Source organism: Nostoc sp. UHCC 0252 (genome assembly GCF_034931145.1).
GTDB lineage: Bacteria > Cyanobacteriota > Cyanobacteriia > Cyanobacteriales > Nostocaceae > Nostoc.
In genome coordinates, this window is record NZ_JAYGHE010000049.1 from 12,575 (window position 1) to 39,422 (window position 26,848).

At 40.6% G+C, this 26,848-nt stretch carries 25 protein-coding genes and 1 pseudogene; 17 read left to right on the forward strand and 9 right to left on the reverse strand.

Features of this window, described 5'->3' with window-relative positions:
* The first annotated feature begins 42 nt into the window (after positions 1–42).
* On the forward strand, positions 43–1,104 hold the full coding sequence (gene rfbB, locus VB732_RS23500; protein WP_323233310.1) for a dTDP-glucose 4,6-dehydratase: 1,062 nt from the start codon (positions 43–45) through the stop codon (positions 1,102–1,104).
* Positions 1,105–1,138: 34 nt separating this feature from the next.
* On the opposite strand, the gene VB732_RS23505 is transcribed toward rfbB, so the two are convergent.
* Positions 1,139–1,399: a hypothetical protein gene (locus tag VB732_RS23505; RefSeq protein WP_323233311.1), complete on the reverse strand. Its 261-nt coding sequence runs from the start codon at positions 1,397–1,399 to the stop codon at positions 1,139–1,141.
* 342 nt (positions 1,400–1,741) lie between these two features.
* Here VB732_RS23505 and VB732_RS23510 point away from each other — a divergent pair, with 342 nt between their 5' ends.
* Both VB732_RS23510 and VB732_RS23515 read left to right on the forward strand, forming a co-directional pair.
* A complete protein-coding gene (locus VB732_RS23510; RefSeq protein WP_323233312.1) occupies positions 1,742–2,935 on the forward strand; it encodes a serine/threonine-protein kinase in 1,194 nt (397 codons plus the stop codon).
* A gap of 64 nt (positions 2,936–2,999) precedes the next feature.
* Entirely contained in the window at positions 3,000–3,626 is a 627-nt protein-coding gene (locus VB732_RS23515; RefSeq protein ID WP_323233313.1) for a type I restriction endonuclease, read from the forward strand.
* A gap of 277 nt (positions 3,627–3,903) precedes the next feature.
* Here the strand turns inward: VB732_RS23515 and msrA are convergent, their stop codons facing one another.
* Entirely contained in the window at positions 3,904–4,569 is a 666-nt protein-coding gene (msrA, locus tag VB732_RS23520; RefSeq protein ID WP_323233314.1) for a peptide-methionine (S)-S-oxide reductase MsrA, read from the reverse strand.
* A 164-nt stretch (positions 4,570–4,733) separates the two neighbouring features.
* Between msrA and VB732_RS23525 the strand changes: the two are divergent.
* Positions 4,734–5,168: pseudogene (locus tag VB732_RS23525) on the forward strand (YidH family protein); the annotation flags it as partial.
* 270 nt (positions 5,169–5,438) lie between these two features.
* On the opposite strand, the gene VB732_RS23530 reads toward VB732_RS23525, so the two are convergent.
* The gene (locus tag VB732_RS23530) at positions 5,439–7,643 is read right to left on the reverse strand and encodes a recombinase family protein (protein WP_323233315.1); all 2,205 of its coding nucleotides are present in this window, start codon (positions 7,641–7,643) and stop codon (positions 5,439–5,441) included.
* 87 nt (positions 7,644–7,730) lie between these two features.
* Here VB732_RS23530 and VB732_RS23535 point away from each other — a divergent pair, with 87 nt between their 5' ends.
* Positions 7,731–9,074: a proton extrusion protein PcxA gene (locus VB732_RS23535; RefSeq protein WP_416235771.1), complete on the forward strand. Its 1,344-nt coding sequence runs from the start codon at positions 7,731–7,733 to the stop codon at positions 9,072–9,074.
* A gap of 86 nt (positions 9,075–9,160) precedes the next feature.
* Positions 9,161–10,450, forward strand: a complete 1,290-nt coding sequence (locus tag VB732_RS23540; RefSeq protein WP_323233317.1) for a murein transglycosylase A — start codon at positions 9,161–9,163, stop codon at positions 10,448–10,450.
* Between the two features lie 166 nt (positions 10,451–10,616).
* Here VB732_RS23540 and VB732_RS23545 read toward each other — a convergent pair whose 3' ends face one another.
* Together VB732_RS23545 and VB732_RS23550 are read right to left on the reverse strand one after the other, a co-directional pair.
* Positions 10,617–10,850, reverse strand: a complete 234-nt coding sequence (locus VB732_RS23545) for a DUF3134 domain-containing protein (RefSeq protein WP_323233318.1) — start codon at positions 10,848–10,850, stop codon at positions 10,617–10,619.
* A 202-nt stretch (positions 10,851–11,052) separates the two neighbouring features.
* A complete protein-coding gene (locus VB732_RS23550; RefSeq protein ID WP_323233319.1) occupies positions 11,053–11,481 on the reverse strand; it encodes a hypothetical protein in 429 nt (142 codons plus the stop codon).
* Positions 11,482–12,397: 916 nt separating this feature from the next.
* On the opposite strand from VB732_RS23550, the gene VB732_RS23555 reads away from it, so the two are divergent.
* The 11 genes from VB732_RS23555 (at position 12,398) to VB732_RS23605 (ending at position 23,196) form a co-directional block, all read left to right on the forward strand.
* Positions 12,398–13,015, forward strand: a complete 618-nt coding sequence (locus VB732_RS23555; RefSeq protein ID WP_323233320.1) for a hypothetical protein — start codon at positions 12,398–12,400, stop codon at positions 13,013–13,015.
* An 18-nt stretch (positions 13,016–13,033) separates the two neighbouring features.
* Entirely contained in the window at positions 13,034–13,411 is a 378-nt protein-coding gene (locus tag VB732_RS23560; RefSeq protein WP_323233321.1) for a hypothetical protein, read from the forward strand.
* A complete protein-coding gene (locus tag VB732_RS23565; protein ID WP_323233322.1) occupies positions 13,359–16,106 on the forward strand; it encodes a hypothetical protein in 2,748 nt (915 codons plus the stop codon). The genes VB732_RS23560 and VB732_RS23565 overlap by 53 nt, the downstream gene beginning before the upstream one ends.
* Before the next feature lie 88 nt (positions 16,107–16,194).
* Positions 16,195–17,004 carry a hypothetical protein gene (locus VB732_RS23570; protein WP_323233323.1) on the forward strand — a complete coding sequence of 270 codons (810 nt, stop codon included), beginning with the start codon at positions 16,195–16,197 and terminating at the stop codon, positions 17,002–17,004.
* Positions 17,005–17,163: 159 nt separating this feature from the next.
* Positions 17,164–18,213 carry a hypothetical protein gene (locus VB732_RS23575; RefSeq protein WP_323233324.1) on the forward strand — a complete coding sequence of 350 codons (1,050 nt, stop codon included), beginning with the start codon at positions 17,164–17,166 and terminating at the stop codon, positions 18,211–18,213.
* A gap of 57 nt (positions 18,214–18,270) precedes the next feature.
* The gene (locus VB732_RS23580; protein ID WP_323233325.1) at positions 18,271–19,092 is read left to right on the forward strand and encodes a hypothetical protein; all 822 of its coding nucleotides are present in this window, start codon (positions 18,271–18,273) and stop codon (positions 19,090–19,092) included.
* A gap of 52 nt (positions 19,093–19,144) precedes the next feature.
* Positions 19,145–19,849, forward strand: coding sequence for a hypothetical protein (locus tag VB732_RS23585; RefSeq protein WP_323233326.1), 705 nt, complete (start codon positions 19,145–19,147; stop codon positions 19,847–19,849).
* Positions 19,846–21,462 (forward strand): hypothetical protein, encoded by a 1,617-nt coding sequence (locus VB732_RS23590; protein WP_323233327.1) that lies wholly within the window; start codon positions 19,846–19,848, stop codon positions 21,460–21,462. The genes VB732_RS23585 and VB732_RS23590 overlap by 4 nt, the downstream gene beginning before the upstream one ends.
* Positions 21,463–21,876: 414 nt before the next feature.
* The gene (locus VB732_RS23595) at positions 21,877–22,446 is read left to right on the forward strand and encodes a hypothetical protein (RefSeq protein ID WP_323233328.1); all 570 of its coding nucleotides are present in this window, start codon (positions 21,877–21,879) and stop codon (positions 22,444–22,446) included.
* Positions 22,447–22,639: 193 nt separating this feature from the next.
* Entirely contained in the window at positions 22,640–22,879 is a 240-nt protein-coding gene (locus tag VB732_RS23600) for a hypothetical protein (RefSeq protein ID WP_323233329.1), read from the forward strand.
* A gap of 59 nt (positions 22,880–22,938) precedes the next feature.
* A complete protein-coding gene (locus tag VB732_RS23605; protein ID WP_323233330.1) occupies positions 22,939–23,196 on the forward strand; it encodes a hypothetical protein in 258 nt (85 codons plus the stop codon).
* A gap of 108 nt (positions 23,197–23,304) precedes the next feature.
* Here VB732_RS23605 and plsY read toward each other — a convergent pair whose 3' ends face one another.
* From plsY to VB732_RS23625, 4 genes are all read right to left on the reverse strand, one after another.
* Positions 23,305–23,982 carry a glycerol-3-phosphate 1-O-acyltransferase PlsY gene (gene plsY, locus VB732_RS23610; protein WP_323233331.1) on the reverse strand — a complete coding sequence of 226 codons (678 nt, stop codon included), beginning with the start codon at positions 23,980–23,982 and terminating at the stop codon, positions 23,305–23,307.
* A 76-nt stretch (positions 23,983–24,058) separates the two neighbouring features.
* Positions 24,059–25,324, reverse strand: coding sequence for a DUF3086 domain-containing protein (locus tag VB732_RS23615; RefSeq protein ID WP_323233332.1), 1,266 nt, complete (start codon positions 25,322–25,324; stop codon positions 24,059–24,061).
* A gap of 217 nt (positions 25,325–25,541) precedes the next feature.
* Positions 25,542–25,928, reverse strand: coding sequence for a DUF3119 family protein (locus tag VB732_RS23620; protein WP_323233333.1), 387 nt, complete (start codon positions 25,926–25,928; stop codon positions 25,542–25,544).
* A gap of 119 nt (positions 25,929–26,047) precedes the next feature.
* Positions 26,048–26,842: an MlaE family lipid ABC transporter permease subunit gene (locus VB732_RS23625; RefSeq protein ID WP_323233334.1), complete on the reverse strand. Its 795-nt coding sequence runs from the start codon at positions 26,840–26,842 to the stop codon at positions 26,048–26,050.
* Positions 26,843–26,848: the final 6 nt, after the last annotated feature.

The following is a 26,848-nucleotide window of genomic DNA, read 5'->3' on the forward strand; positions in this document are numbered from 1 at the left end:
CCGCAGAGACACTGAGAACACAGAGAGAAGAGAGGAAATGGAATGAGTCGGCGGTTATTGGTTACTGGGGGTGCAGGGTTTATTGGGGCGAATTTTGTCCATCACTGGTGTCAGGTTTATCCAAATGATCGAGTGGTGGTTTTGGATGCGCTTACATACGCGGGAAATCGTCTAAACTTGGCGATGGTTGAGGGAAAAGAGAATTTTCGGTTTGTGCAAGGGGATATTTGCGATCGCACCATCGTAGATCAGCTACTAGCAACGGAAAATATAGATACCATCGCCCATTTTGCTGCTGAATCTCATGTCGATCGTTCAATTCTTGGCCCAGCCGCTTTCGTACAAACCAATGTAGTAGGAACTTTCACACTACTGGAAGCTTTTCGCCAATACTGGGAGGCTAAAGCACAACCATCGGATTATCGTTTTTTACACGTTTCGACTGATGAAGTCTACGGTAGTTTGGGGGCAGATGACGCAGCTTTTTCTGAAACTACACCTTACGCTCCTAATAGTCCTTATTCAGCCTCGAAAGCGGGAAGTGACCATTTAGTGCGTGCTTATTATCATACTTATAAACTTCCAACTATTATCACGAATTGCTCTAATAATTACGGGCCTTATCAATTTCCTGAAAAGCTAATTCCACTAATGTGCATCAACACCTTAATAGGTAAACCATTACCTGTTTATGGCGATGGTAAAAATGTGCGGGATTGGCTTTATGTGGGCGATCATTGTCGTGCTTTAGATGTGGTAATCAATCATGGTCAACCAGGGGAAATGTACAATATTGGTGGCAACAATGAGGTAGAAAATCTCAACCTGGTGCAACTTTTGTGTCAGATGATGGATGAATTAGCGCCTGATTTACCAATCCGTCCAGCAAAGGAATTGATTACTTTTGTTAAAGATAGACAGGGACATGACAGAAGATATGCAATTAATGCGAACAAGATTAAAACTCAGCTTGGTTGGACACCTTCTGTAACCATTTCTGAGGGTTTGCGTTTAACTGTTGAGTGGTATCTCAATCATCGTGATTGGTGGGAACCTCTGCTGTCTGCGGAATATCAAGCTTACTATCGCAAAAATTATCTGTAACCCATATTCCCTATCCAGTAATTACTATTGTGATTCACTCTGCGACTGGAGGAATGATTTTTTGCGGTGTGAGACAATATCCTAGTGCCTTCATGATGGAATTGATGTTTTCAAGGCGCGGGTTGCCATTAGTAGATAAAGCTTTTTGTAATCCCCAACGAGTCATATCTGTTTGCTCGGATATTTCAGTAATTCCCTGTACACGGGCTACAACGCGCAATGATGCCAACAAAGCGCCGGAATCGTCGTCTTCTGAATATTCTTCAAAATCATCAAGTGTTCTAAATTTTCTCACGGCTTGGATACTCCTTCCCGTAATACCACTTCCTTGTGAGGCTGCGCCAAACCCTTTTAACTTCTTTCTTTGTGTCCTACCCTATGGGAAGCCGCTCCGCGTCTATGCGCCTTTTGCGGTTCGTGTTTCTTTCTTTTTTCTTGTACTTAAATATGGTTTAGCGCATCTTCATACAAAACTGGTACAAGCTTTTGCGTCATTCGCGCTTATTTGATAGTGAACCCCAAAGCCGAAATCTTCAACTGCTTTATATAAATTATCTGGCTCTCACAGTTTCTCTAGATAATGACTATCCTTGAATATAAGGGAATCAGATCAGCGTAAACTGCCAGCAGGTGTAAGATGCTGCAACCAGAACAAATATTACAAGATCGTTATCAAATCCAGCGCCAACTCGGTAACAATGGAATTCGTCAAACTTGGCTAGCCAAGGATTTGCAAGCCTCTGATGGCGAAAATTCGACCGTTGTGGTTAAACTTTTAGCCTTTGGCGGTACTGTACAGTGGGATGATTTAAAACTTTTTGAGAGAGAAGCACAAATTCTTAAACAACTAAGTCATCCCCGCATTCCTCGATATATCGATTATTTTTGTATCGACGATCGCACTCTCTGGTTTGGTTTAATCCAACAATATATTCCTGGGGAGTCGCTTAAGGAAAAACTTGCTCTTGGCAAAAGGTTTACTGAAAAGCGAACGAGAAAAATCGCTAGTGAGATTTTAAATATCCTCATATATCTACATGAGTTCAATCCAGGGGTGTTACATAGAGATATTAAACCGAGTAATTTAATCTGGGGCGAAGACGATCGGATTTATTTGGTTGATTTTGGCGCAGTTCAAGATAAAGCGGCGAGAGAGGGCGTTACTTTCACCGTTGTGGGTACTTATGGTTATGCCCCAATGGAACAATTTGGTGGTCGAGCAGTTCCAGCTTCAGACCTCTATGCACTGGGAGCGACTCTGATTCATTTGTTAACTGGAACTTCCCCGTCTGATTTACCCCAGCAGGATTTGCGGCTGCAATTTACAGATCGAGTTAATCTCAGTCCCAGTTTTAGCAGTTGGCTACAAAAGTTGATAGAACCTGCTCCAGAACAACGTTTTACTGATGCCCGCCAAGCACTAAATGCTCTTAAATCTGGTCTGGCTGTGAAATCTGCAAACAGAAATCAGCTTTTATCAGTAAGAGAAATAATCAACAATTCTGGATGCGGGATAAATAATCTGCATGAAACAGTCCCAGAGGAAATTCTCGGTTGGAACTGGGGCGCATTTTTGATGCCTTGGTTCTGGATGTGGCCGAATCAAGTGTGGTGTGGAATATTCTGTTTTATACCCCAAATTTCTGGATTGATGGCGATCGCACTCGGTGCTAAAGGCAATGAATGGGCTTGGAGAAGTAGACGGTGGAACAGTATTGAACAATTCAAAGCCCATCAAAGAGGCTGGGCGATCGCGGGTATTCTAATTGGAGGGCCTATTAGTATTATCTTGTGGGTTGCTGCGATCGCTTTGCTGAAAGCAGCACTGTAAGGCAGTCTTTTGGGTAAATATCAAGCGAAGATTTTTTAGGCAGAAAAGTATAAGGGTTTAACAAATGGTTCAAATTCTTCAAGGAAAAGATATCACCCTAGCCCAACTGATTGATGAATTTGGCCTACAACTTGCAGACGACGAAGATTTTTTTTCAGAATGGCGGTATGATTTACCTGAGTTGAGTGACTTAGAAAAGCAATCTCTCAACGAAGTCAAAGCAGAATATTTGCATCTATCGAAATATCCTATTTTGGAACCTGTAGTCAAAATGGTGGTGCTATCTCCACTATTGCGTCTAGCAGGTTTTTATCAACCGCCTTTCTACATTGCTTCAGAACAGGAGGTAAAAATCTCTTCTGAAGACGAAGGCAAGATTATCAGAGGACGTATTGACATCTTGGTGTTGCATCCTCCATTTTGGGTTTTGGTTATTGAGGCAAAACGAGCAGAATATTCATTAGTGCCAGCAATTCCCCAAGCATTGGCTTATATGTTATCAGATGCAACTTTGGCTAAACCTGTTTTTGGGTTTATCGCCAATGGTAATGAATTTAGATTTATTAAGTTGACGAAACAGGGTACACCGAGATATGCATTATCTTACACACTGTCACTAAATCGTGGGGATGACTTACATACTGTTGTCAAAGTTTTAAAACGCATAGCTCATTTAATTCGTAATTCGTAATTCGTAATTCGTAATCTTGTAAGTGCGTTAGCCAAGGGCATAAACCGCTATATCATGCAATACAGTTCCCTTAAGTGTAGGTTGGGTTGAGGAACAAAACCCAACTTTTTACGCGGTTTGTTGGGTTTCGCAAAGCCTCGACCCAACCTACAAATATTCTACGAGTATTCTTAACTAAACAAAATATATCCCTCTCCGAGTCGGAGAGGGACAGACTTGAACTTTAGTGGCAGGCAGAGGTTCGTCGAACTCACGTTAAGTTGACTACCCTACCCTATCAACTCACTTGCGATTCAACTACACCCACGGGACAAGATACGTTTGTCCCTCCTAAACCACAATACCCGTTAGGATTTTTAGCCAGGTATTGCTGATGGTAAGCTTCAGCGTAGTAGAATTCCGGCGCATCCAAGATTTCTGTTGTAATCTTGCCATAACCTGCATCATTGAGAGCTTGCTGATAAGCTTCCTGCGATGCTTCTGCTTGCTGCTTTTGGCTTTCGGAATATACATAAATTCCCGAACGGTATTGAGTGCCAGTATCATTACCTTGGCGCATCCCTTGGGTGGGGTTATGGCTTTCCCAGAAGACTTTGAGCAGTTCAGCAAAACTAATTACTTTGGGATCAAATACAACCAACACCACTTCATTGTGACCGGTTCGCCCACTACATACCTCTTCGTAAGTGGGGTTGGGTGTGAATCCAGCAGCGTAACCGACTGCGGTGGTGTAAACTCCTTTAAGTTGCCAGAATTTGCGTTCTGCACCCCAAAAACAGCCCAAGCCAAAAATTGCCTTCTCTAATCCATCGGGATAAGGAGCTTTTAAAGGATTTTTGTTGACATAATGAGCCGCAGGTACTGACATAGACTGCGCCCTTCCTGACAAAGCTTCTTCAGGTGTGGGCATAACTGACTTTTTGCCAAATCCGAATAGTGCCATTGATTTTGACTCTGATATATATCTTTACCTTATTTCCTATTGTAAAGATTCTGGCGATCGCTTGGGGTTTTCTCAGAGTCCTAGCTGTACTATCTTGTCCTTGTGGCGGTAGTTCACGCTATTCATCATTATTTTTTAAGAGCAAATAGTTGCCAGAAGTACTCATGGATAAAATACCAAAAATTGACCGTCAAAGGGAACATCAAGCGAACGAACGTACTTTTCTAGCTTGGCTACGCACTTCTATTTCATTGATTGGTTTTGGTTTTGCGATCGCGCGATTTGGTATATTTCTGCAACAGCTGAATATTGCTATTACTCAACAAGAAACTCCGGTCAATCCATTATCCAACTCGGAAAATTTAGGTCTTGCTTTGGTAGTTTTTGGGATTTTGGCTGTTGCGTTAGCCGCATGGCGATACAACCAAGTTTTCTGGCAAATTGAACGAGCAGATTATAAACCAAATAGGTTAATGGTTTGGATAATGACCGGAGTAGTAATTGTTTTGGGACTTCTCAGTATTCCTTTGCTCTTAAGGCGCGATCGAGTTCCTCCTCGTTTTCCTGTTCCAACTCAACCACAATCCCGAAATTTGCAAAGATCAACTTTAAAGTTCAATCTTAAAAAGGGGGCAATTACTACTAAATACAAACAAATCTATTACAAAAAAATACCCGACTTGTTAAAAAAATTGGGAATCTGAGAAAAGTTTTAGGCGAATAGAATAGAGCCTCTGGCACGCCAAGGGCGAACGCTACTACACAAACTAAGTCTAAAAGAAAATCAATGGTTTTAACCCACGGAGGTGGGTTTTGACTGTGTAGCCGCGACTTCCAGTCGCCCGGTGAGTAATTTTTCAAACAACTTTTTACTTAGTATTAGCTTCAGAAATAACCGTTACACAAGCATTCACCAAAGGTAACAGCGGCCCTATTTGTTCTTGTCCATTCACTGCTAAATCGCTGTGACACAAATAAACTCTCTCGGATACACGAGACAATAAATCTGTCAAAATCCTTTGCAGTCTTTGTTCTTCTGCCAATTTCTCGTCTTCTGCTGTCCAAGGTTCGCCTAACCTATCTTGCAGAAAAAACGGCGCACCGAATAACGTCGCCGCGCCACCTTTGGCCCAAAGAGGTGAACCAGCATCCAGCCAAAAATGCCAACGGTGCGATCGCCTACTAGACCGATATTGAAATATAGTTGCTAAGGTGACGGCCTTTCTCGCCCCACCTATGGGACGCACGGGGTAAGGGTTGGCGGTGATTGTACCACGTCGCAGCAATTGAATGAATTCGATAATAGTTGTATGAGGCGTTGTCTCAACTGGGGCAATTTGTCGTAATCTGGTGTCAATTTCCCAGTAATGTTGGGCGGTTTCTAATAATTCCCGCAATGCTGCTAGTTGTTCGTAGGGGAGATTGCTACCATTCCACAAAAAACGTTGAATCGCTCTGTCTAACAAGGAAATGGGACTGGGAATTAACCGCAGTTCTTGTTGCGATCGCTGCTGTTCTAACCACTCCAGTATCTCATTATAAGCTGTAGTAGCCGCATAGCCGATTCTATCCCAACGCTCGAAGGCTGACACTGGTAGCAAGTTGGGGCGATCGGGATGGGGTACAAAGCAGTAATCTGCAATCAAACCAGCGCGTACCGGATCAATTTGAGTGCTGAGTGCTGAGTTGTGAGTGCTGAGTGAGGAGTTAGAAGTTAGGAGTGTGGGGTTTTCTGGTGGTTGTTGTTTCCTACTTAATACAACCAGCATTTCTGCGACGGCATCCCGGTCTACGAGTCGTCCCAAGCCGGGATAAACTAGCGCCAGCATGGTGAGTAAGGCGCGAATGACGGGTGAACTAATTAAGGGACGTTGGTCATTGAGCGATTCTACTTGGATGTTTTGCTTGATGAGGATTTCTACTAGAGTATAACGAGCGATCGCATCTAAACCTGGTGCAATAATCGCCACTTCTTCTGCTTGTACTTGCTGTGATTGGATGGCATTAGCAATTACCTCGGCTGTTTGGCGCAATAATTGAGCGCGAGAGGTGGTTTGAATGGAATGCACAATTTCAGGTAAACTTACCAGCACCATTGGTTCTGTGACTAATTCCACCATCTGTTTAGCTTGCTCTCCAAGAGACTCTGGAGGCGGCCCAGTCAAGATTTCTACCCGACAACGCTTTGCTAACCCTTCTAAATAAGTCGGATCTGCTCCCAATCCCAATCGCACTGCACCATCGGGATTGTAGCTAAAGGCCCCAATTGCCCCTTGATCTAATAGCAATTCAAACAAAAGACGCGCTACGCTAGGATAATCGTCAACATCATCCGCCAATACCGCCTGATAGCGTTTAGTTAAGTGCTGTTGGTAGTTGCGATCGCTTAATAAATATTGACTATAGAGTTCGGTAATAATGCCATAAGTTAGTAACCCCCTTTCTAAACACCAGTTACGCCAATCACTGAGCAAAGATGCCAAAAATTCCGGCTCTAAAGTTGTAGAATTTTCCCCCAGTCCCCTTGTCAAAATCTGGGCAATATCTTCGCAATGTACACCACTGTAAGCAGCTAATTGCAACAAGTCTAAAATGCGACGCACCAAGCGAGACTCATTCATTCCCGCAATTCGTAAAATTTCTTCGTCTAATTGGGAACGCCAGAGTTTGGTTGCTAATTCTTGTTCTGTTTCTGGTCGCAATCTTACCGGAAACTGGGCCTCTAGGTTCAATGAGTTAATTAACAGTGGCCAAAATAAAATAACTTCATCCTGGAAAAAACCTAGTGGTGTCTTGGCACGCACCGGATATTTCCCTAATGTTGATGTAACAATTATATCTCCTAGTTCTCGACGATTATCATCATTGGCAGCTAAGACTAAAACTCCTGGCTCTGTTTGTTTAAGATATAAAAATTCGGGTATGCGACCGCCTTTTTTACGTGCTTGGCTTTTAGTATAAAATGATTCACTATACTGCTTCTCAGGTTGCACCCAACTACAAAATTGCTCTACCAAACGAGCCGTCTTACCACTGCGACTAGTGCCAACAATCCAAACCGAATGAGAAACCACAAACTTTCTCCTTGTAGATTTGCTAGTATACCTCGTGCGTTAACTTAAGGTTAAGAATCACCAAACAATTCTGGATGATTGTTTCCAATGAAAAACTCTGTTTTTGGTCAAAAAATCTATTCGTTTTTACTTGATACTTATCGATGGTACTTACAGACTCCTGAACGTTCTTTAGATCAAGCTTACGATGCAGCATTAAAGATTCAGGAAATAGAAAATAAGCATTTTAATGGTAATAAAATAGACATTAACTCAACCATGTACAGTAACAGTGTCATGGATTATTTTCAGTCAGACTTAAAGAAGCTATTAAAAACTGCCAAAATGCGGCTTACAGAGTTTAGAGCAAGCCGTTGGTTTTTAGATGAAGAAGATCAACAAGCTGCCCAGAAAGCAGGTATAGAGCATCCCAGTCCTTCTTTAGTTTTGGAAAAGCTAAACTTTATCGATCAAGTTATATCCAAATACACAACAAGTGACAATCAAATAACTTCTAAAGCTTTAGTCGTCAAACCTCAAATACCCGTTAGCTCTGTAATATCTGATAACAATTCACTCAGCGTTAATACTCCAACCTTGCCACCCAAGTTACCAACTCAAGACTCGGATATAAAACCAAAATCTAAGCTAAAAGCTGATACGACAGGGGTTTTACCTCGCTCTATTTTAAGTACTATTAGTCGTCTGCAAGTTGAATTAGACCCTAATGCTGAAAAAGAAGTAATTCAGAATTTTCGTCAAACTCAAAGAAGAACAATAATATCTATTAGGTTTATTTTACTATTAATTATTGTACCACTACTGACGCATCAAATAGCAAAAGCTTTTGTAGTCGGCCCATCTGTTGATCATTTTAGAAGTGATGAAAGAATACAGATATTCCTCAACTCAGAAATGGAAGAGGAAGCACTTGTAAACTTGCAAAGATATGAAGAAAGGCTCAAATTTCAAAATCTAATTAGAAATGCTCCAGCGCTGTCCCCTGAGCAAATAGAAATTGAGATGAGAAATAAGGCTGTAGAGATAGCTGAAGAATTTCGCCGAGAAAGTTCTAATGCTATCAAAAATGTTTTTGCAGATGTCTTTTCAGTGGTTGCTTTTATCTGGCTTTTGCTTGTCAGCAAGTCTTCCATTGCTGTAATCAAAGATTTCTTTGATCATATTGTCTATGGGCTTAGTGATAGCGCTAAGGCATTTATTATCATTTTGTTTACTGATATATTTGTAGGATTTCACTCTCCACATGGTTGGGAAGTTCTTTTAGAAGGTGTATCACGTCATTGGGGATTACCAGCAAATCGAGATTTTATCTTCTTATTTATTGCTACATTTCCAGTGATTTTAGATACTATATTTAAATATTGGATATTCCGATATTTGAATCGGATATCGCCTTCGGCAGTTGCCACTTATCGGAATATGAATGAATAAGGGATTGGGAATTGGGGATTGGGAAATAAATTATTTGGTTTTTGAATTTGATCGAAGTGGGATAAGATCAAAGATTTTGAATTTTGATGAAAAATACACTTGCTGAGTTAGGGAAGTTGAGTAAATTTGTCGCCATCAGCTTACCTGTAGTTTTGTCAATTTTCTTGGTGCGGATGCAATCTTTAGCGGATCAGGAACTCAGTCCGCTAGAATGCCGTGTGAAAAAGTGGGATATACCAGTCTCATTGACTGGTGAAAATCAAAATGCACTTCCACAAAAGCAAAAAGTACCATTAATTGAGAGATTACCAATCACTTGTTGTCAAGGTGATACCTCTTGTTTGGATGAAGTTCTCTATGGAGAAATATCGGATAAAAAGGCGTTAGTGAGTGCGATCGCTCGGAGTCTCCAATATCTGCGAACGGCTAATGCTGCGGCTGCTTATCAAAACTATCCGGTGGCTGGGATTACACGCGATCGCGTCTTCAAAAGCTTGACAAGATTCCGCGAACTCTTACTAAAAACTAATTCTGCAACAGAATTACATCAAGCCATTGAGCGAGAATTTGTTCTTTATCAGTCAGTCGGTAACAACACCAAAGGTTCTGTATTATTCACCGCCTATTATGAACCACTTTACGCAGCCAGCCGCGTCCCGACAGCAGAATATCGTTATCCTGTTTATCGATTACCTCCTGATTTAAAATCCTGGCCTAAGCCTCATCCTACCCGCGAAGAGTTAGAAGGAGCAGATGGTTTACAAGGCGCAAAAGGTAAATTACGAGGATTAGAATTGTTTTGGTTCCGCGATCGCCTCGAACCATATTTAGCTCAAATTCAAGGTTCAGCAAAACTTCAGCTTCCCGATGGAACTCAGACAACAATCGGCTATGCGGGTAATATCGCTTATAACTACAAAAGTATTGGGCGAGAATTAATAGATGATGGCAAATTACCGCAAGAAGGTGTAACTATGCCAACTATTCTCGATTATTTTCAAAAGCATCCCCAAGAATTAGATATTTATATTCCGCGCGATCGCAGTTTTGTTTTTTTTCAAGAAAACTACGGTCAACCAGCCCAAGGTTCTATCAATGTACCACTCACAGCAGAGCGTTCTATCGCTACAGATAAATCTCTCATGCCTCCTGGTGCTTTAGCGTTGATTCGCGCTTCTATTCCCTTTGCTAATCCTACCGGAATGGAGGAGCAGATTATTAGCCGTTATGTCCTTGACCAAGATGCCGGCGGTGCAATTAAAGGTGCAGGTAGGGTAGATTATTTTTTAGGTACTGGGAAAATAGCAGGCGATCGCGCCGGTGTCACGGTCAGCAATGGACAATTATTTTATTTATTACTCAAATCCAAAAATTAAACCCACTCGCATTTTGATACTAAAATTCCCGACTTCTCTAAAAAAAGCCGGGATTCTTCTTAGCCTTTCGGCATTAATGAAACGCTTGGGGTAATTACGAATTACGTACAGCCCTTTGGGCATGAAAACCGCGTAGCGTGCCGGAGGCTCTATTACGAATTACGAATTACGCCTCTATCTCCATCTCACCATCATCATCGTCATGATCATAAGGAATATCGTCAAGGTCGATCATTTCTGAAATTTCTTCTACTTCAGTTAAATACTCAGATTCTTGATGTTCACGCTCGATTAGACGACCGGTTGACTTTAGCCATTCCAAAAGAATAAATTCATTACTTGTACGAATTACAGGCGCTCGTTGATTACGAGGTTCTTCACGCAAAGGACTTGTAGGCATAAAAAAAACTCACTTTGAATTATGGGACACTGTACAAAAATAAAAAATTGTACATTTTAGGTGAAAAAGCTTGTTATCCAAGACTTTTCTGAACAGATGAAATATTAACTATTGAGTTTTTTATTCCCTTGTCCGTTTACTTACTTACCATTAAAATGTCTTTGCGTCAGTCTTAATCATAAACCTTCAAGCAGACGCAATCTCACAAAGCAGTTGGTAGCTTGGCGATAGTTTCATACATATCAGAAGGTAATGCAGACAATCTGTTCGCTACAGCGACTGCATCGGCTAAGTTGCTAAATTGACACCGGACAATCTCTTGTCCATTTCCTGAAGGGAATCGCTTTCTAGCTTTGTTAGCTACAGCACAAATAATCGCTAAAGCTTTGGCGAACCCGTCTTTTGTCAAAATTGTTTCCTGAGCAAACCCTTCAACAGGGATAAGGCAAACCTCAAACCGATAGCCAGGTCTAGGAGAAACAGCTATGTCGATATACGGTTTATCTTCTTTTCTGATTCTGCGTAAATACTTGGCTGTGGAATTAGTATCATGCAAATCAGTCCCAAGGGCGTAAGTAAAGAAACAATCTTCTGTAAGCGACTCAGGACGGGTAATTATATCCGTTGGCATAAATTAAACTACTAACCGTATATTGTCTGGGTTTGTGACACACTAAACTTGTCCGTCATTTCTAGCACATTTTTTGATAGTTAAGAGGTATCAATTTTAGCCAAGGTATTGCAATACAGTTCTGCTCACTAAAAGTTTCAATTTTTGCAATAGTGAAAGACTCTTATCCGTAAAGGATGTATTGGCAATATAAATCGATACAAAACACCTCCAGAATCAAAGTTTGTAGAGATTTAGATTCGGAGAGGTGTCTATATAGTCAGTTACATAACCGAAAATATTTCTCAACTGTTTAATTATAACATACTTGGCGCTCGAACTTTTTTCAACTATTCTGACCGATAGATATTAGACTAGCAACAATACTAAGGCGATATTCAATTGTGACTTTTAACTAACTAAATATTTGGCTCGCTAGTTTCAATTTTTACCATAAGAGTTAAGAGAAGAGGGAAAATACTTACGAACTTGTAGCGTTCAGATAACTTAAAATATGGCATGATTAGATATAGATATCTAAATAAGACGCGTGTATTAAATATTACTAGTTCTGGCAAGTTTTACTTGTATAATATAGTTTTTGGCAACTGAAAAACAGAACTAAAATATAGTCCCAAAAATAATCTGCTATTTCCACTAAATTTCCCAAACTCTAGTTGAAGCAAAATCTGTCTCAAGGCTGTAGGAGTTCTACTTTGAGAGTCAAAACCTGGTTTATCAAAGTACATATAGTGGTTTTTAAAGAAATATTAATATTTTGTTAACTTAATTATAGTTATATATATAATTTAAGACTTTAATTCTTAGCTCAGAAAGAGATTTGATTAAAAAGAAATGTTAATTCATGTTAAATTGATTTGATTGTTGTAAAATTTTAGACAAGCAACACTCAAGTACATCATAGGAAAATTAGCAAATGTTTAGACAAAGTTCTCACAAGAGAAACTTTTTCAAAGCTTTAACTGGTAGCGCTGTCAAAGGATCTCATAAGTTAAGACTGGGGCTTAAATCTAGCTTATTTATTTTAGTTGAATCTATACCTTTTTTGATTGCTTGTGCTGTACTTGTAAGCGTTATCAGCCTAAAAAGTCCTATCCTGCTTTTTTGTTTACTAGTTGGTAGTTTAATCGCAGTCATTACCCAGCAAATTGGGCAACAGTTGCATTTACCCAGGCGATCGCTAATAATATTACAAATTTTAGCAGCAGCCGTTATCCTGAGTTTATATTGGTTAGACTATTTTGCAACCCCCGCACAAGCACAGTTTTTTGGGGAAGCTGAAAGGTTTTTCAAAAGAAACTTAGGTGGTGCAGCAACAACTGGTGGTGGTAGCGAGACAGCAATAAGTTTGATATTTAATGTGTTGCGGGCGATTTACTTACTCTATATTGCAATCTCTCTTGTTGGTGTGATTAACGCAGTGCGTAAAGATGAAGATTGGCAAAGCATTGCCAGAACTCCCCTATTAGTCGTTGTTGCTGTTACTATTGCTGATGTACTCACACGCTTTGTAATTGGCCCACAGCAGCAGTAAATAAATCAGATATTTCAAATGTCTCAAGAGCGGGAACAAGAATTTCGTCCAGTAAATCAGGTTCTAGGAAGCCAACCTTCTCTAGGGCCAATCCCTGCCGATCAAATTCTTCCTTGGACGGTAATCGCCTTAGCCTCCTACTTTATCATCAATGGAATTTTTGGTGGTCTTTTCCAAGAAGAGTTTCAAAAGTGGTTGTGGACAATATTAATGACTGGTTGGGGAATCGGAACTTGGTGGATTTTAACTGGTGGTAGGAGTTGGAGTTTTTTAAGTAAATTTATTGGCGTTCCCGCTTGGACAAGAGGCTTTGCTCGTTATCAAAGCTTATTGGAAGTTAACCATGAAGCAAAAAATCGGAAAACAAAGCGTCGGCATCGCCGGAAACGAAAGTAGATTAACACCATTTGAAGATGCCTTACACTTGGCAACAATGTTACGTGTCGCCATGAATGGACGCGATGTTGGCGCGTATCTTTTGACAAAAGGTACTCAAAGAGATCGGTTTTGCTTTGTTTTTGGTTTTGACTGTAAGGGAATTCATACCACTTTAAGACCCGAACAAATCGATACACTTTTTAATAACATTGAAGCTGGATTAAAAGATATTCCTAGCGGTGAAAGAATGACACTGCATTTAGGATCTTTTAGTTCGGACAAAGAGCGCCAAAAAGAATTATCATCGCTCATCAGAAATGCGCCATCACGAGATATCAAATATTTGTTGATGGCAGAAAGAGCCAGAGTTAAAGAACTGACTATTTCTGGTATTCGCAAACCAAAATTTTTACGGATTTATGTAACTTACACCATTGAATCTAACTCGCAACATGCAGATGATTGGATAGAGAAGCTTTTAGTCAAAGCCGAATCATGGTGGTTGAAATTCAAAAATGAACTCTCAGAGGTAGAAAATCAGCGCATCGAAACCCTAATCGGCAATGCTTACAAGCAGGGTTTTCTGCGATGGGAACAAATATTATCTAACCAAATGGGGTTGGATGTAAAACCTTTGACAGCTGTGGAACTCTGGGAAGGCATCTGGAAAAGGTTTAATGATACGCAGCCAATAGAGATTCCCCAGTTAATGACTTTAGATGAACAAGGATTGCACGAGGAAGTTAATTCAGATTTAGCTAGTAGTAAATTGCTGATAGACAATATCCACGGCACAACTTTGCTGATGGAGTCTAGCGTACCTTGTGCCGATCGCCGTTGGGTTAATGTTAACAATCGTTATATTGGCGTAATGTCATTTCTGGAAAAACCCGGAGGCTGGCCAAATAAATCTACTCAACTACGCTATTTATGGGAACTATTAGCGAGAGAAACAGTAGTAGATACAGAAATTTTTTGCGAATTGACTGCTGCAAATCCAGCATTAGTAAAAACTACTTTGCAACGAGTGCTGAAGCAGTCAAACATGACGACAATCTTGGCTCAAGAAAAAAGCAAAACAATTGATGTCAACGCCCAATTAAAGTTGAAGAAATCGGTAGCAGCACAAGAGCAATTATATGAAGGTGCAGTCCCGATTTATACTAGTATCGCAATTTTGGTGCATCGTCCAACTGTAGAAAAGTTGGATGAGGCAACAAGATACATCGAAAACTGTTTTCAACGTCCAGCCAGGGTAATTAGAGAAGTTGAGTATGCTTGGAAAATTTGGCTGCAAACTCTACCGATAGTTTGGGAAGGTTTATTAGCAACTCCCTTTAACCGTCGCCAGCTATATTTAACAAGTGAAGTTCCCGGATTAATGCCTTTAGTTTTAACTAAAAAAGGTGATAAACAAGGCTTTGAATTGATTGCCGAAGAAGGCGGAACACCGATACATTTAGATTTGTTTAATCAACACAAAAATTTAGCCTTATTTGCGACAACTCGTGCTGGTAAATCGGTGCTGGTATCAGGGATTTTAACTCAGGCTTTGGCGCATGGCATTCCTGTAGTGGCGTTAGATTTCCCTAAACCTGATGGGACATCGACTTTCACAGACTATACAGAGTTTATGGAGGGGAATGGAGCTTATTTTGATATTTCCAAACAATCGAATAACTTATTTGAACAACCAGATTTACGATCGCTAGAACCAGAACAACAGCGCGATCGCTTCAACGATTATACCGCCTTCCTAGAATCAGCCTTAATGACAATGGTTTTAGGATCATCAACTGAAAGTCAAATTTTATCGCAAACCGTGCGATCGCTGCTCAACCTAGCTTTAGAAGCCTTCTTTAGAGATGAGGGCATCAGAGAGCGATATCGGCAGGCGATGGCGGGAGGATTTGGCACTCTGGCTTGGCAAAAAACCCCTACTTTAAAAGATTTTCTCTATTTCTGTTCACCAGAACACTTGCAGCTAAGTTCTTTAACTGGCAGAGTAGAAGATGCTCTGAGTCAAATTCAGTTGCGCTTAAGGTTTTGGCTTTCTAGCCGCGTAGGGCAAGCTATTTCTGCACCATCTAGCTTTCCTACCGATGCACAACTTTTAGTTTTTGCTCTCAGGAACTTATCAGATAGTGAAGATGCAGCCGTATTATCTTTGAGTGCCTATTCAGCCGCACTACGCCGCGCATTAGGTAGTCCAGCCTCTATATTCTTCATTGACGAAGCACCAATCTTATTTGAATTTGAGCAAATCTCTGATTTAGTTGGCAGAATTTGTGCCAACGGCGCTAAAGCCGGTATCAGAGTTATCTTATCAGGACAAGATCCTGATACCATTGCCAAATCTAAAGCTGCATCTAAAATTTTGCAAAACTTGACAACCCGATTGATTGGACGCATTCAGCCAGTTGCAGTAGATAGTTTTGCAGATATCTTAAAATATCCCCGCAATATTATTTCTCGCAATGCCTCAGAAAGCTTTTTTCCGCGCAAAGAAGGCGTTTATAGCCAATGGCTGCTAGATGATAACGGGATTTATACATTCTGCCGTTATTATCCAGGTTACGAACAATTGGCAGCAGTTGCGAATAACCCATCTGAACAAACTGCACGTAGCAAAATGATGCAATCTCATCCTGATAAGTATGAGGCGATTTCTGCATTTGCCCGTCAGTTAGTGGCTACTTTACGTAGTAGTTAATCTGATTCTATAAAGTGATTTAAAAGACTTCAAAGACCAAACTTTTGATTTACTACTTAATCTCATCTACCTTTTTAGGCATAGATATATGCGAAAAACTACCATTTTCACTCTTACATTGCTATCCCTGACAATCATACCAGCGATCGCACAAGTTCAGACGGGCGGATTAGGCCAGGTTTGGACTGATTTTCAATCATATTCCACAGATTTGCAAAACTACCTTCAATCTAATCTGAGCAACACTGTAGAATCACAAAGTCAAAATGCTCTGATTAATGCCAGGGGAGAATTGAATATACCTAACCCTGTTGCTGCGGGAAAACAAGTTCGTGATGATTTTATTATCTACTCAAGATCGGATAAGTTTGAAAATAATTCCGTCGTGCGTGGAAATTTAATTGGTAATGAATTCAATCGTGTAATTACCCGTGGAGCAGCAGAAGGTGTTCTCGGTGAAAATGGACAAATTCGGTCAAAAGCAAAGTTAGAAAATATTCAACAAGCTATTGAGCAGGTTACAAATGTCAACAATAATAGTGATTTAGATACTAAGGTTGACGAATATATTAGTAAAATTTCAAGTATCATCAACCAAACAAACCCTGTTATAAGTAACGCAGAAAAATTACTTACTCAGGGTTTAGGTGCATTGCTAACTGCTAACCAAGAAACACTTAAAATCCAAAAAGAGCAGATAAAAATTGTTGGCGAATCTTACGCAAAATCTACGCAATTAGAGCAGTCTTTGCAATATTCAAACTTAAACTTAGCAACCATTTCTCAACAAACAGAAGAAGCAAATCGCGCTCGGAGAGTAGAGACATCTACAGAGGCGGCAAGACTTTTACGAGCTACTTCTCAACTAGATTTATTTGGAAGAGAAGTTAATCAGTAAGATTTCATGATAAAAGCATTCTTATTTCGTTGAGATGCAGCATAAAGTTAAATCGGCGGTTAAAAACAAAGTGAATTTAATTCCTTTAAGAAACGCCTCATATCAACAATGTTGTTACTCTGCGATCGCAAAAAATTAAAAACCATTCAATAAATCAAAATGCAACTTGCTATTCAACTAATTTTTGCCCAAGTAGGCATTGATGAAGTTCTCGATAATGGTGTCGCAACTTCCCAAAGCATTGCTGTAGGTTGGGATCAACAATGGCTAGATTTATTACAAAATAATACTAGTAATAACTTGTATGGAGCTATAACAAACCTGGGTATTTTTTTTGCAGTCGGAACGTTGTTATTTTTTATGCTACAATTTCTGAAAGATTTAATATCCTACGAATATAGCCGTCCAATATCAGCTTTGATTTGGCCTTTTCTAGTGGTAATCCTATTAAGTAATTCAGGTAATGGAAGTATCCTTTCTAATCTGACACTGGGAGTAAGAAATTTTTTAAACACTGTGAATCAGCAAGTAGTGGTATCCGCAGATGCAGACAAAGTGTATCAGCAAGCACTGAATATGAGTATTGCTGAAGACATAGCTGGTTCTTTGCTACGTCCTTGTCAATCACTAACTGGCGAACAACAAAGTCAATGCTTTGTCAATGCTGCTGAAAAAGTCAATATTCTCTGGCAGAAATATAGAGATACTTATGGAAATAGAAGCTGGATAAATAGAATGCAAAATAAGGTAGATAATATTAGATATGGCACTGGCATTGTATCAGAAGCGTCTTTTAATTCCTTGTTAGGTTCTACAGTCCAAACGAGCATCAAAAACTTTTTAGTTTCCTTGCAATATGCCTTTCAAAACTTGATAGAAGCTACTATGTTGCTGATAGCAGCTTTAGGGCCAATAGCTGTAGGTGGTTCTTTACTACCTGTAGCTGGGAAACCGATTTTTGCATGGCTGACTGGATTTTTATCTATGGGAATCGCTAAGATTTCATTCAATATTATTGCTGTGCTAACTGCCGCAGTTATTGTCAATGGGCCAGGTCAAGATGTTAATGTTGATCCAGACTTAATGTGGTTCATAATTTTTCTGGGAATTTTAGCACCAGTTTTATCGATACTTGTGGCTGCTGCTGGCGGTTTTGCTGTTTTCAGTGCTATCAGCAATACGGCTTCTCTAGTTAAGGAAAGGATATAAGATAATTCAAATCATCATATATAATAGCTGAAGTTTTTTGGAGGAGGAAATGAGTAAATGGTGCGTTTACTAGAAAAAAGACAAAAAACGGGAAGTGTTTTGACAGTTTTTGCGATCGCTACCTTTGGTTTACATATATTAGTTTTACTTTTCTTCATACTTCAAGGCATAAATATTCGTCAACTCAGCCTAAGAAAAGCTCCCAACTTTGTACAATTAATAGATGGTAAAGCAGTAGCTGATATTAATGATTTAGAAAGAGAACCAGAAGCAATTCGCCGATTCATCAGCAAAACGATGATATCAATGTTTAGTTGGTCTGGAACCTTGCCAGCACAAAGTATCGAAGAAGTTGCCAACCCAAAAACAGATTTAGGAATTTCGATTAGAACACCTCAAGGCAGTAGCCAAAAAATTAGTACCAGCAGTTGGATAGCTAGTTTTGCTTTATCAGAAGACTTTCGCAAAGGTTTCTTAGGCACAGTTGCAGAAATGACACCGCCAGAAGTTTTTTCTGAAAATCCAACCCTTGCTATGACATCACAATTAGTTATAAAGCGAATTTATCCACCAAAACAAATTGCCCCAGGTAAATGGCGAGTGGGTATGGTAGCCGACTTAATTCAAAAAAAACGAATTGGTGATACGAGACTCATAACTCCTTTTAATAAAGATTTGCTTGTTCGTGCCACAGATTATTTTGCTAACCCCCAAGTCGGCAATAGCACCGCTTTACAAAAAGCAATTTATAGTACTAGGGCTGATAAATTAGAAATTTATGAAATTCGTAATTTATGTTTGCTAGATGACTACAATAATTTGAATGAAGAAAACTTAAAAGAATGCGGAAGTAGAGGTGGTGGTAGCTTTATAAGATAATAAAATAATAATTTTATTGAGAGCCAAATTTTATATAACAAATAAATTATTCATGCAGTTACTTAAACCAGAACATAAGAAAAATAACCCTTTACCAGTCTTGGCAGTAGGAACATTTGGGTTACATCTGTTTAGCTTGCTATTACTAATGTTTAACGGGTCTATGTTACAACAGCTAGGTCAGAAACTTACACCTCGAAGTTTAGTACAACTTGTTGACGGTCGCGTGATCACGGTAGACCCTCAACAAAATTTAGAGCGACAACCAGAGACTATTCAGCGCTTTGTAGGTGAAGCTATGAGCCTAATGCTTACTTGGTCACAACAGCAGCCACCAACTCAAGTCTGGGAAGTTAGCTCCCAACTGGTAGCCGATGATTTTAAACAAAAACTTAAGTCAGAAATTACTAATTTAGATCCAGATAGCCAATTTGAAAATGTTACTAGAGGAAACGAGAATGTATTAGTCATACAAAAAGTTTCCCAACCTACCAAAATAGGCGATGGAAAGTGGAAAGTGGAGATACTGGCCAATCAACTAATTTTTAGCGGGTATGATAAGTTGGGAAAATCAGTTTCCTTTAATAAACAAATTCTAGTCAGAGCTATAGATGAACCAGCAACTTCACTCCCGAATGCAGCACTTCCATCGTATTTCGCAGCTTACCGCCTCGGTGAAGCCAGATTAGAAATTTATAATGTATGTGAAATCCAAGATAAAAATTGTTCTGGTAATCCAAACCAAGCTCTACCATGACTAGATATTCAGTCCCCGCAGAAACTCCTCCACAAAATCTATTTACTCTAACTACCGACGATAGCAAACTAGAATCCGCAGAATCTTTTGATTGGGAATCACGGATGGCAAGGTTGGTGGGCTTTGAAGAAGAATCCTTTTTTCCCGATACCCAACCATCAGAAGACTCTGCAACACCACAACCATCACTTTCTGAACCACAATCTCAACCGCAAGAAGTTCAGACTAAAGAACCCCTATCATCTAATCCCTTTGCAAAATTGGCCTTGGTGGGGGCTACTACCTTGGCTATAGTTTTGGTGGCTGGTGTGTTTTTGTCCCAACTGATGAACACTAGCAGTCAAAAACCCAGAACTATTGTTTCTCCACCAGCGCGGGAGCAGCCCACCGATGAATCTATCTCTCAACAGCTAGCAAGCGAAGTAGATACCCTTAAAACGAAGTTGGCCTTAACTGAACAAGCAGAGTCAGTCAAAGCCGCCCAACAAAAGCTCAGAATAGCAAAATCAACGCCTACAGTAGCCGTACAAGCAGAACCATTAGTTTCTTCCAGAGGTAGACCAAGAGTGATACCAACACCCCCACCAACAGCTTACGTACCTCGGACAGTCACAGTCGAGCGCATCGTTAAAGTACCTGTTTCTCAACCTTTGCCGATACCCCAGCTACCAGTTGTAAAGCCAGACATTCAACCAGTGGTTAATGTAACTCCACCATCTCCACCATCTCCACCATCTCCACTTGAAGAATGGGCAAGGTTAGCGAAATTAGGTAGTTACGGTCAAGTCAATGTCACCGCTCAACCTAGTAATGTGGCATCTGCTACTTATGCACCTCCAAAGGATACCCAGGTGCAACAACAACAAAGCCCACAACCGGCAACTCCTGCTCCTGCGGTTAGTCAAGTGCAACAGCAGGGGCAAAAATCTGTAGCAGTAGGGACTAGCGCCAAAGCTGTGTTGGCAACAGCAGTATTTGGGGAAACGACTAGAGGAAAGAATGATGAAACAGACGAAGCGAAAAACGTATTTGTGATCCGGTTGAAAGAACCGCTAAAATCTACGGATGGTAAGATTGCTGTACCAGCCAACACCGAATTCTTAACTGAGGTTCGTTCCCTTTCCGAACAAGGTCTTTTGCAGATGAACGTGGTCAAACTTATCTCGCAAAATAATGGCAACCTTACAGAACAGAGCTTACCCAAAAATGCAATTATTATTCGTGGTACCCAAGGGAAACCTTTGATAGCAAATAAATTTCCTGGTAAAAGTTCATCTATAGCATCAATGGATGTAGGATTATTTGTTTTGGGAGGTATTAGTAAAGCAGCAGAGTTAATAAATCGTAGTGATACTGAACTCCAACCAATTACCACACAGACTACCGACCAAGACGGTAATTCAAATGGCACCACTACAACTCTTACTACTGTTACTAGGAATAGACGCAACCTTGCGGCTGGCGTTGTGGAAGGTGGTCTAAATTCTGTAGTACCCCAAATTTCACAACGTAATCAACAAGCGATCGCCCAAATGTCTCAACCAAGCAATGTCTGGTTTTTGCCAGCAGGTACAAATATTGAAATATACGTTAATCAAGTAATGCAGTTTTAAGAGCTAAAACTGATACCAATTTTAGATTTTTGATTTTTGATTGGGTAATGGTAATTGGAAATTAAGTAGGTTGGCTCAAATAAATCTAAACTATGTAAAAAATCGAAACCCTTGCGATTGCTACCCTTCTCTACGAGAGGCTGCGCCAACGGGAACGGGAACGCTCTGCGAACACTTCGGGTTGCTCCCTTTGCAATGACATAGTATAAATTTTTCCACCCAGGTACTTAGTTTTCTATCTTTCTCATATAAGTAACCACACAAAATTAATTACAGTCATTGCGAGCGAAGCGAAGCAATCGCAAGGGCTGGGATTGCTTCATTTCGCTTCGCTACATTCGCAATGACATTGTGTAATTAATTATGTTTAACTACTTATCTTTGTTTTGTCTACCATTTTCCCCATTTGCAACCATGAAAAAGAATACTAAATTGTCAGGAAATACCCTAAACAATTCTTATTTCCTACCTATAGCTTCCTTAATTTTCTCGGTTGCTATGTTATTGGTGGTAGGCCGCGCTGTAGCTAATAATGCTGTTCTGCGTTCCATGTTTTCCTGCCAAGCACAAGGTTTAGGGGGAGTAATACCTACTATTGATGTGTCGTATCAACAAGGAACAAACTTAAGCTTTATCCAGGCTGGAGAAGTAATTAAAAAAGTTTGGTTAAACGATCCATCACAGGTAATTATGGATTTTGATGGCCCAGTATGTATGCAGTTTGGTGCGACACCTAATACTAATACAGAAGATTGCAAAAATTCAGCTGCCAATGTCATTCAACTCAGACGAATAAAAAAACTGAATATTCCTGGACTTCCTACCACTAGCAATACACTTTTAACAGTTGTTACCGAAGGGCAAGGTAAAAACAAGTTGTATACTTTTCGAGTCCTATATGGAACAGGTAGCCCTGATTATCACACTTTAGCTATTTTTCCCGATCCTGCTGGTAAAGAAGCCCCTTGTATAATACAACGTTAATAATATAACGAAAGCACCCGAAGACAGCGAAGACGACGCAAGTTTCCTTCCAGCTTTTGAAAACGTCATAACCCAGCCATATCGCCTTACTCAGACCTTTGCAGCCGCCATCTTTATAATTCTTCAGATAAAAACCAACCATAAATTCCAAATCTGTGTAAATATAAAGAAAAGCTTAAGAGGTTACAGGCTCATGGTAACAGCAAAAATGATGCAACAGCTTTGGGCTGTAATCGAGTCTACCCAAGTCAACACCCTGCTGCATTTTGACGATGCTGCTTTAGTACAATTGCTCCTCCAGCAGGTAAAAGCGAAGCAGGTAATTGATGCCCAGGCAGATAGCAGCCTCAATACTTACATTAAATCTAAACTGCCTCTCATTCGTGATACGGCTGAAGGTCGGTTATCCTTCGGGCAAGGCGGCAATCATTAAGACGAAGAATAGATTGCTCACTGCCAAGCATACGCTCAGAGTTCAAACAGTTGAATATTATGAATCACTGGCTAGTAATTGCCCTAGTAGCTTATCTCATTGGAGCAGCGATTGAAGGGGTAACTACAGCCAGTCAGCTATCTCATTCAGTGCCAGAATTAGCTAAAAGCACACAAGATCACTCTTCAGAGTCTGCCACTGAGTCTAGTTCGACTTGGCGAGTTGTGGCCGCCATTGCCTCAGTAAGTATTTGTGGAGCTTTTTTGTGGCCTTGCCGCCTTTTCCACCGTTTAATTAAAGGCAAAGTTAGTCATTAGTCATTGGTCATTAGTCATTAGTTTAAGAGATATCACGTCTACCTAACGGCTTGCTCAGGGCGAGGTAGGTAGGTACTAAAAAATCTTTATCCGTTTGCAGTTAGTCAATCATGCAGTTTCTTCTGGTGTCGCTACATTTTGTCCAATCTTTGGCTCAGTACCAGCAAGCAATCGTTCAATATTAGTGCGATGGCGCAAAATCACATATAGCCCACCCGCAATACCAAACAGAATATAGGGTAACGGTTGATGCAAAATTACCATGAAAATGGGAACTGCGATCGCACCTGTAATTGAACTCAAAGAGACAATCCGCGATATCGCTACGACGACGGCAAACACACCGGCTGTTGCTAAACCTACCTGCCAACTCATGGCCAATAAAATCCCCAAGCTGATAGCAACAGATTTACCACCGCTAAAGCCCAAAAAAATCGATTTACTATGTCCCAGAATGGCAGCTAACCCAACTAAAGTTATAAGCCACGGTTGCCACATCTGCGCGTCTACACTTGGGGGGATAAAATTTTGACTAGAAGCGAAATTGAATAACCAGTAAACTAGAGCGATCGCTAATACTCCTTTTAAAGCATCAAGTACTAAAACGAATGCTCCTGGCCCTTTCCCCAAGGTTCTGAGTACATTAGTTGCGCCAGTAGAACCTGAACCAACTTCCCGAATATCAATACCTTTTAACTGCTTCACAGCAATGTAGCCAGTGGGAAAAGAACCCAGCAGGTAGGCTATGACCACAATTGCTGCACATCCGCTTAACCAAATAGTCATAATAAAATTCAAAATTCAAAATTCAAAAAAGTCAAGAGTAATATCTCTTGACCAATTCCCAATTCCCAATAACTAATTAAAAATCATCATCATAGTTTCTCACGGTTTTGGGGTCAGGAGCAAAGGCTAACCACAGAGGAAATTGCAGTAGTGACAAACTGATTTGCTCCTCTGAATCGTCAATGATAATTAAGGGCAGTTGATTGGCTTTTGTCAATCGGTCTGCTTTTTGAGCCAGAGCATCAGATGCCTCAAATAATACCACACCCCGGTCTGGGCCGAAATCTGGGCGACCTATTCCTAGACAGTCTTGCAAGCCACGCCGCCATTCGCCTAATCGCTCCGGTGTATTAGCTAAAACTAGAGTACGGACGCGATCGCCATACAGCTTGTGTAATATCGAAATTGCAGCTGAGGCAATCAGAATATTCTGTAAGCGGCTACCCATTGTCCGTAAACCACCCCGTCCCCCTTGGGTAAAAAACCAGTTGGAGACTCGTTCTGCATGGATTGGTTCAAAAGTACGACGAAGTTGCCAGGCTGGGCCGTAATAATCTGGTTTATTACGGTATTGGTCGATTAGGCGGCGAATTTGCTTTGTAGTGTCTTGAAACTGTTGCTGGGCAAATTGTGGTATTCCAGATTGGGGTTCAACTGGTTTAACCTCTTTCACAGATGGTTTTTCGCGTTCTACTACAGTTGGTGTTAGTTGCAACTGTTCAGCTGCAACAGCCAAATCCTGTAAGCTACCTGTGAGATAGTCTTTAAAACCCTGCACCCGAATTGCCAAATCTTGGGATGTACCAGCAAAAGTGGTTCGCATCTCATTGCGAATACGTTCTTGGCGGCGTTCTAGTTGTTCTACAGAAATTTGCAGGGTTTGTTTGCGTTGTTCCAACTGCACCAAAGACTCTTGCACAAGTCGTCCTAGTGAGGTTTGGGTTTCGCTAACTTGTGTTTGAAGAGTTTTGTAAGAAGCTTGCAGCTTGGCTATTTCTTCCTTGAGAGCCGCTTCAGTACTCTGCAATTCTGCCACTCGCTGCTCTGCTTCTGCATATAATGATGATCCGATTTCTGACCCCAGTGCGGTATTTTCCGGTTCCGACTGCGCTATCAACTCGCCATTTGAATTTTTTGTTAGCTCTACTGTAGTATCTACCACTTCTGCATTGGAGATGAGTGGCTCAAAAGTTGCGTAGTCTTCTGATGAGCTAACGCCTCCCGTTTCTCCCACTGACTCAACAGATGGATTGACTGGATATTCAACCGCATTATTTTCTTCTTGTTTTTCTGCCAACCGCTCATCAATTGGTTCTGGGGTTTGAGATGCCTCTGGGTTCATAAACAATAGTGTAATTCCTATGACGCGAATAAATAACTTTCAGAAATATTACAATCGAACTGCCATAAAAGTCGTGAGTAATGAGTGCTGAGTTATGAGTTTAGATCAAAACGACTCAGCACAGATGGCACTGATCCTAATTCTTTGTGAAGCTGCACAAAATCAAGCTTGGTAAGACTTGGGGATTTTGCCCCAAGTTCTGTAATCGGTATCAGCACTAAATACGCGGACAACGTTGTTCTAAGCAAGTTTTCAAGGCGTTGGGATCAAATAAAATCGGCAAAAAGTGAATGCTTTTAATTTCTTTAAAGTAAAACAGGATGGGGACTCCATTCCAGAAGATTCGCCAGTTTTGCCATTCCTGGTAGGGAAAGCGCCGAATCAACTTTTCGCCTCTGTAAATATCTAAGTCGGTGACGGTAAATTGCAACCGCAGCGTTAACGCCTGAAACATGAGAAACAAACCAAACAGTGTGAAAACAGAGCCTATCCACGGTTGTACTAACAGTAATGGAATAGCGGCAATCACCAACACTATAGGTATATTGTAACTAGGCTTGAGTTCCACAGTTGATGTGGAGTTAGGAGCAAATGAACTGGTCACAGTCTTAAATCCTGCTTTATTTATTAGTAGGCATATCTCCTATTTTAGGAGTCACGAACTAGTAGTGAGGAATTCGGAATTTTAACTCATAACTCTTAACTCCTAAATCTTAATTTTTATCAGCCACTCAAGAATGCACTGCCAAGCCCCTGAAACATTAACCAAGAAAGAAAAAAGTTGATCACAAATATAATCAGTAAGGCAGTCACAACAGCAGTTGTAGTTGACTGTCCTACACCTTTGGCTCCTCCTGTTGTTGTTAACCCCCAACTGCAACCTACTATGGCGATTAAAATGCCAAAGCAACACGCCTTAATCATGGCGCTAAAAATATCCCAGATACCAAGAAAGTTGCGGGCTGAGTCTAGAAATACCGTATCAGATAGGTTGTAGATATTTGTCGCAACTAAGAATCCTCCGAACATTCCTGTCACCAAAGATAGGAGGGTTAAAATCGGTAACATTAAACAGCAAGCAATAACGCGGGGAATAACTAGGTAATCGATAGGATCTGTTTTTAACATCAACATGGCATCGATTTGTTCTGTGACTCGCATAGTGCCAATTTCGGCTGCAAATGCAGAACCGACTCGCCCCGCCAAAACCACTGCTGTCAACACAGGAGAGAGTTCTCGTGTCAACGCTACAGAAAGCACCCCGCCGATAATGTTTCCTGCGCCAAAGTTGATAAACTCCCGCGCCACTTGAATGGTAAACACCGCGCCGACGAAAATAGCCGTCAATAGGGCAATAAATAAAGAATCTGGCCCAACTGCTGCCATTTGTTCTAAAGTGTTGCGTCGGTGTATTCTGCCTTTCAATAGGTGAACTAGGACTTGCCCACCCAGAAAAATCGCTGCCAGCAATCGCTGGCTCCATTCTCCTAAACTGGATTTGGATGTAGTCTGGTTCAATGTTCT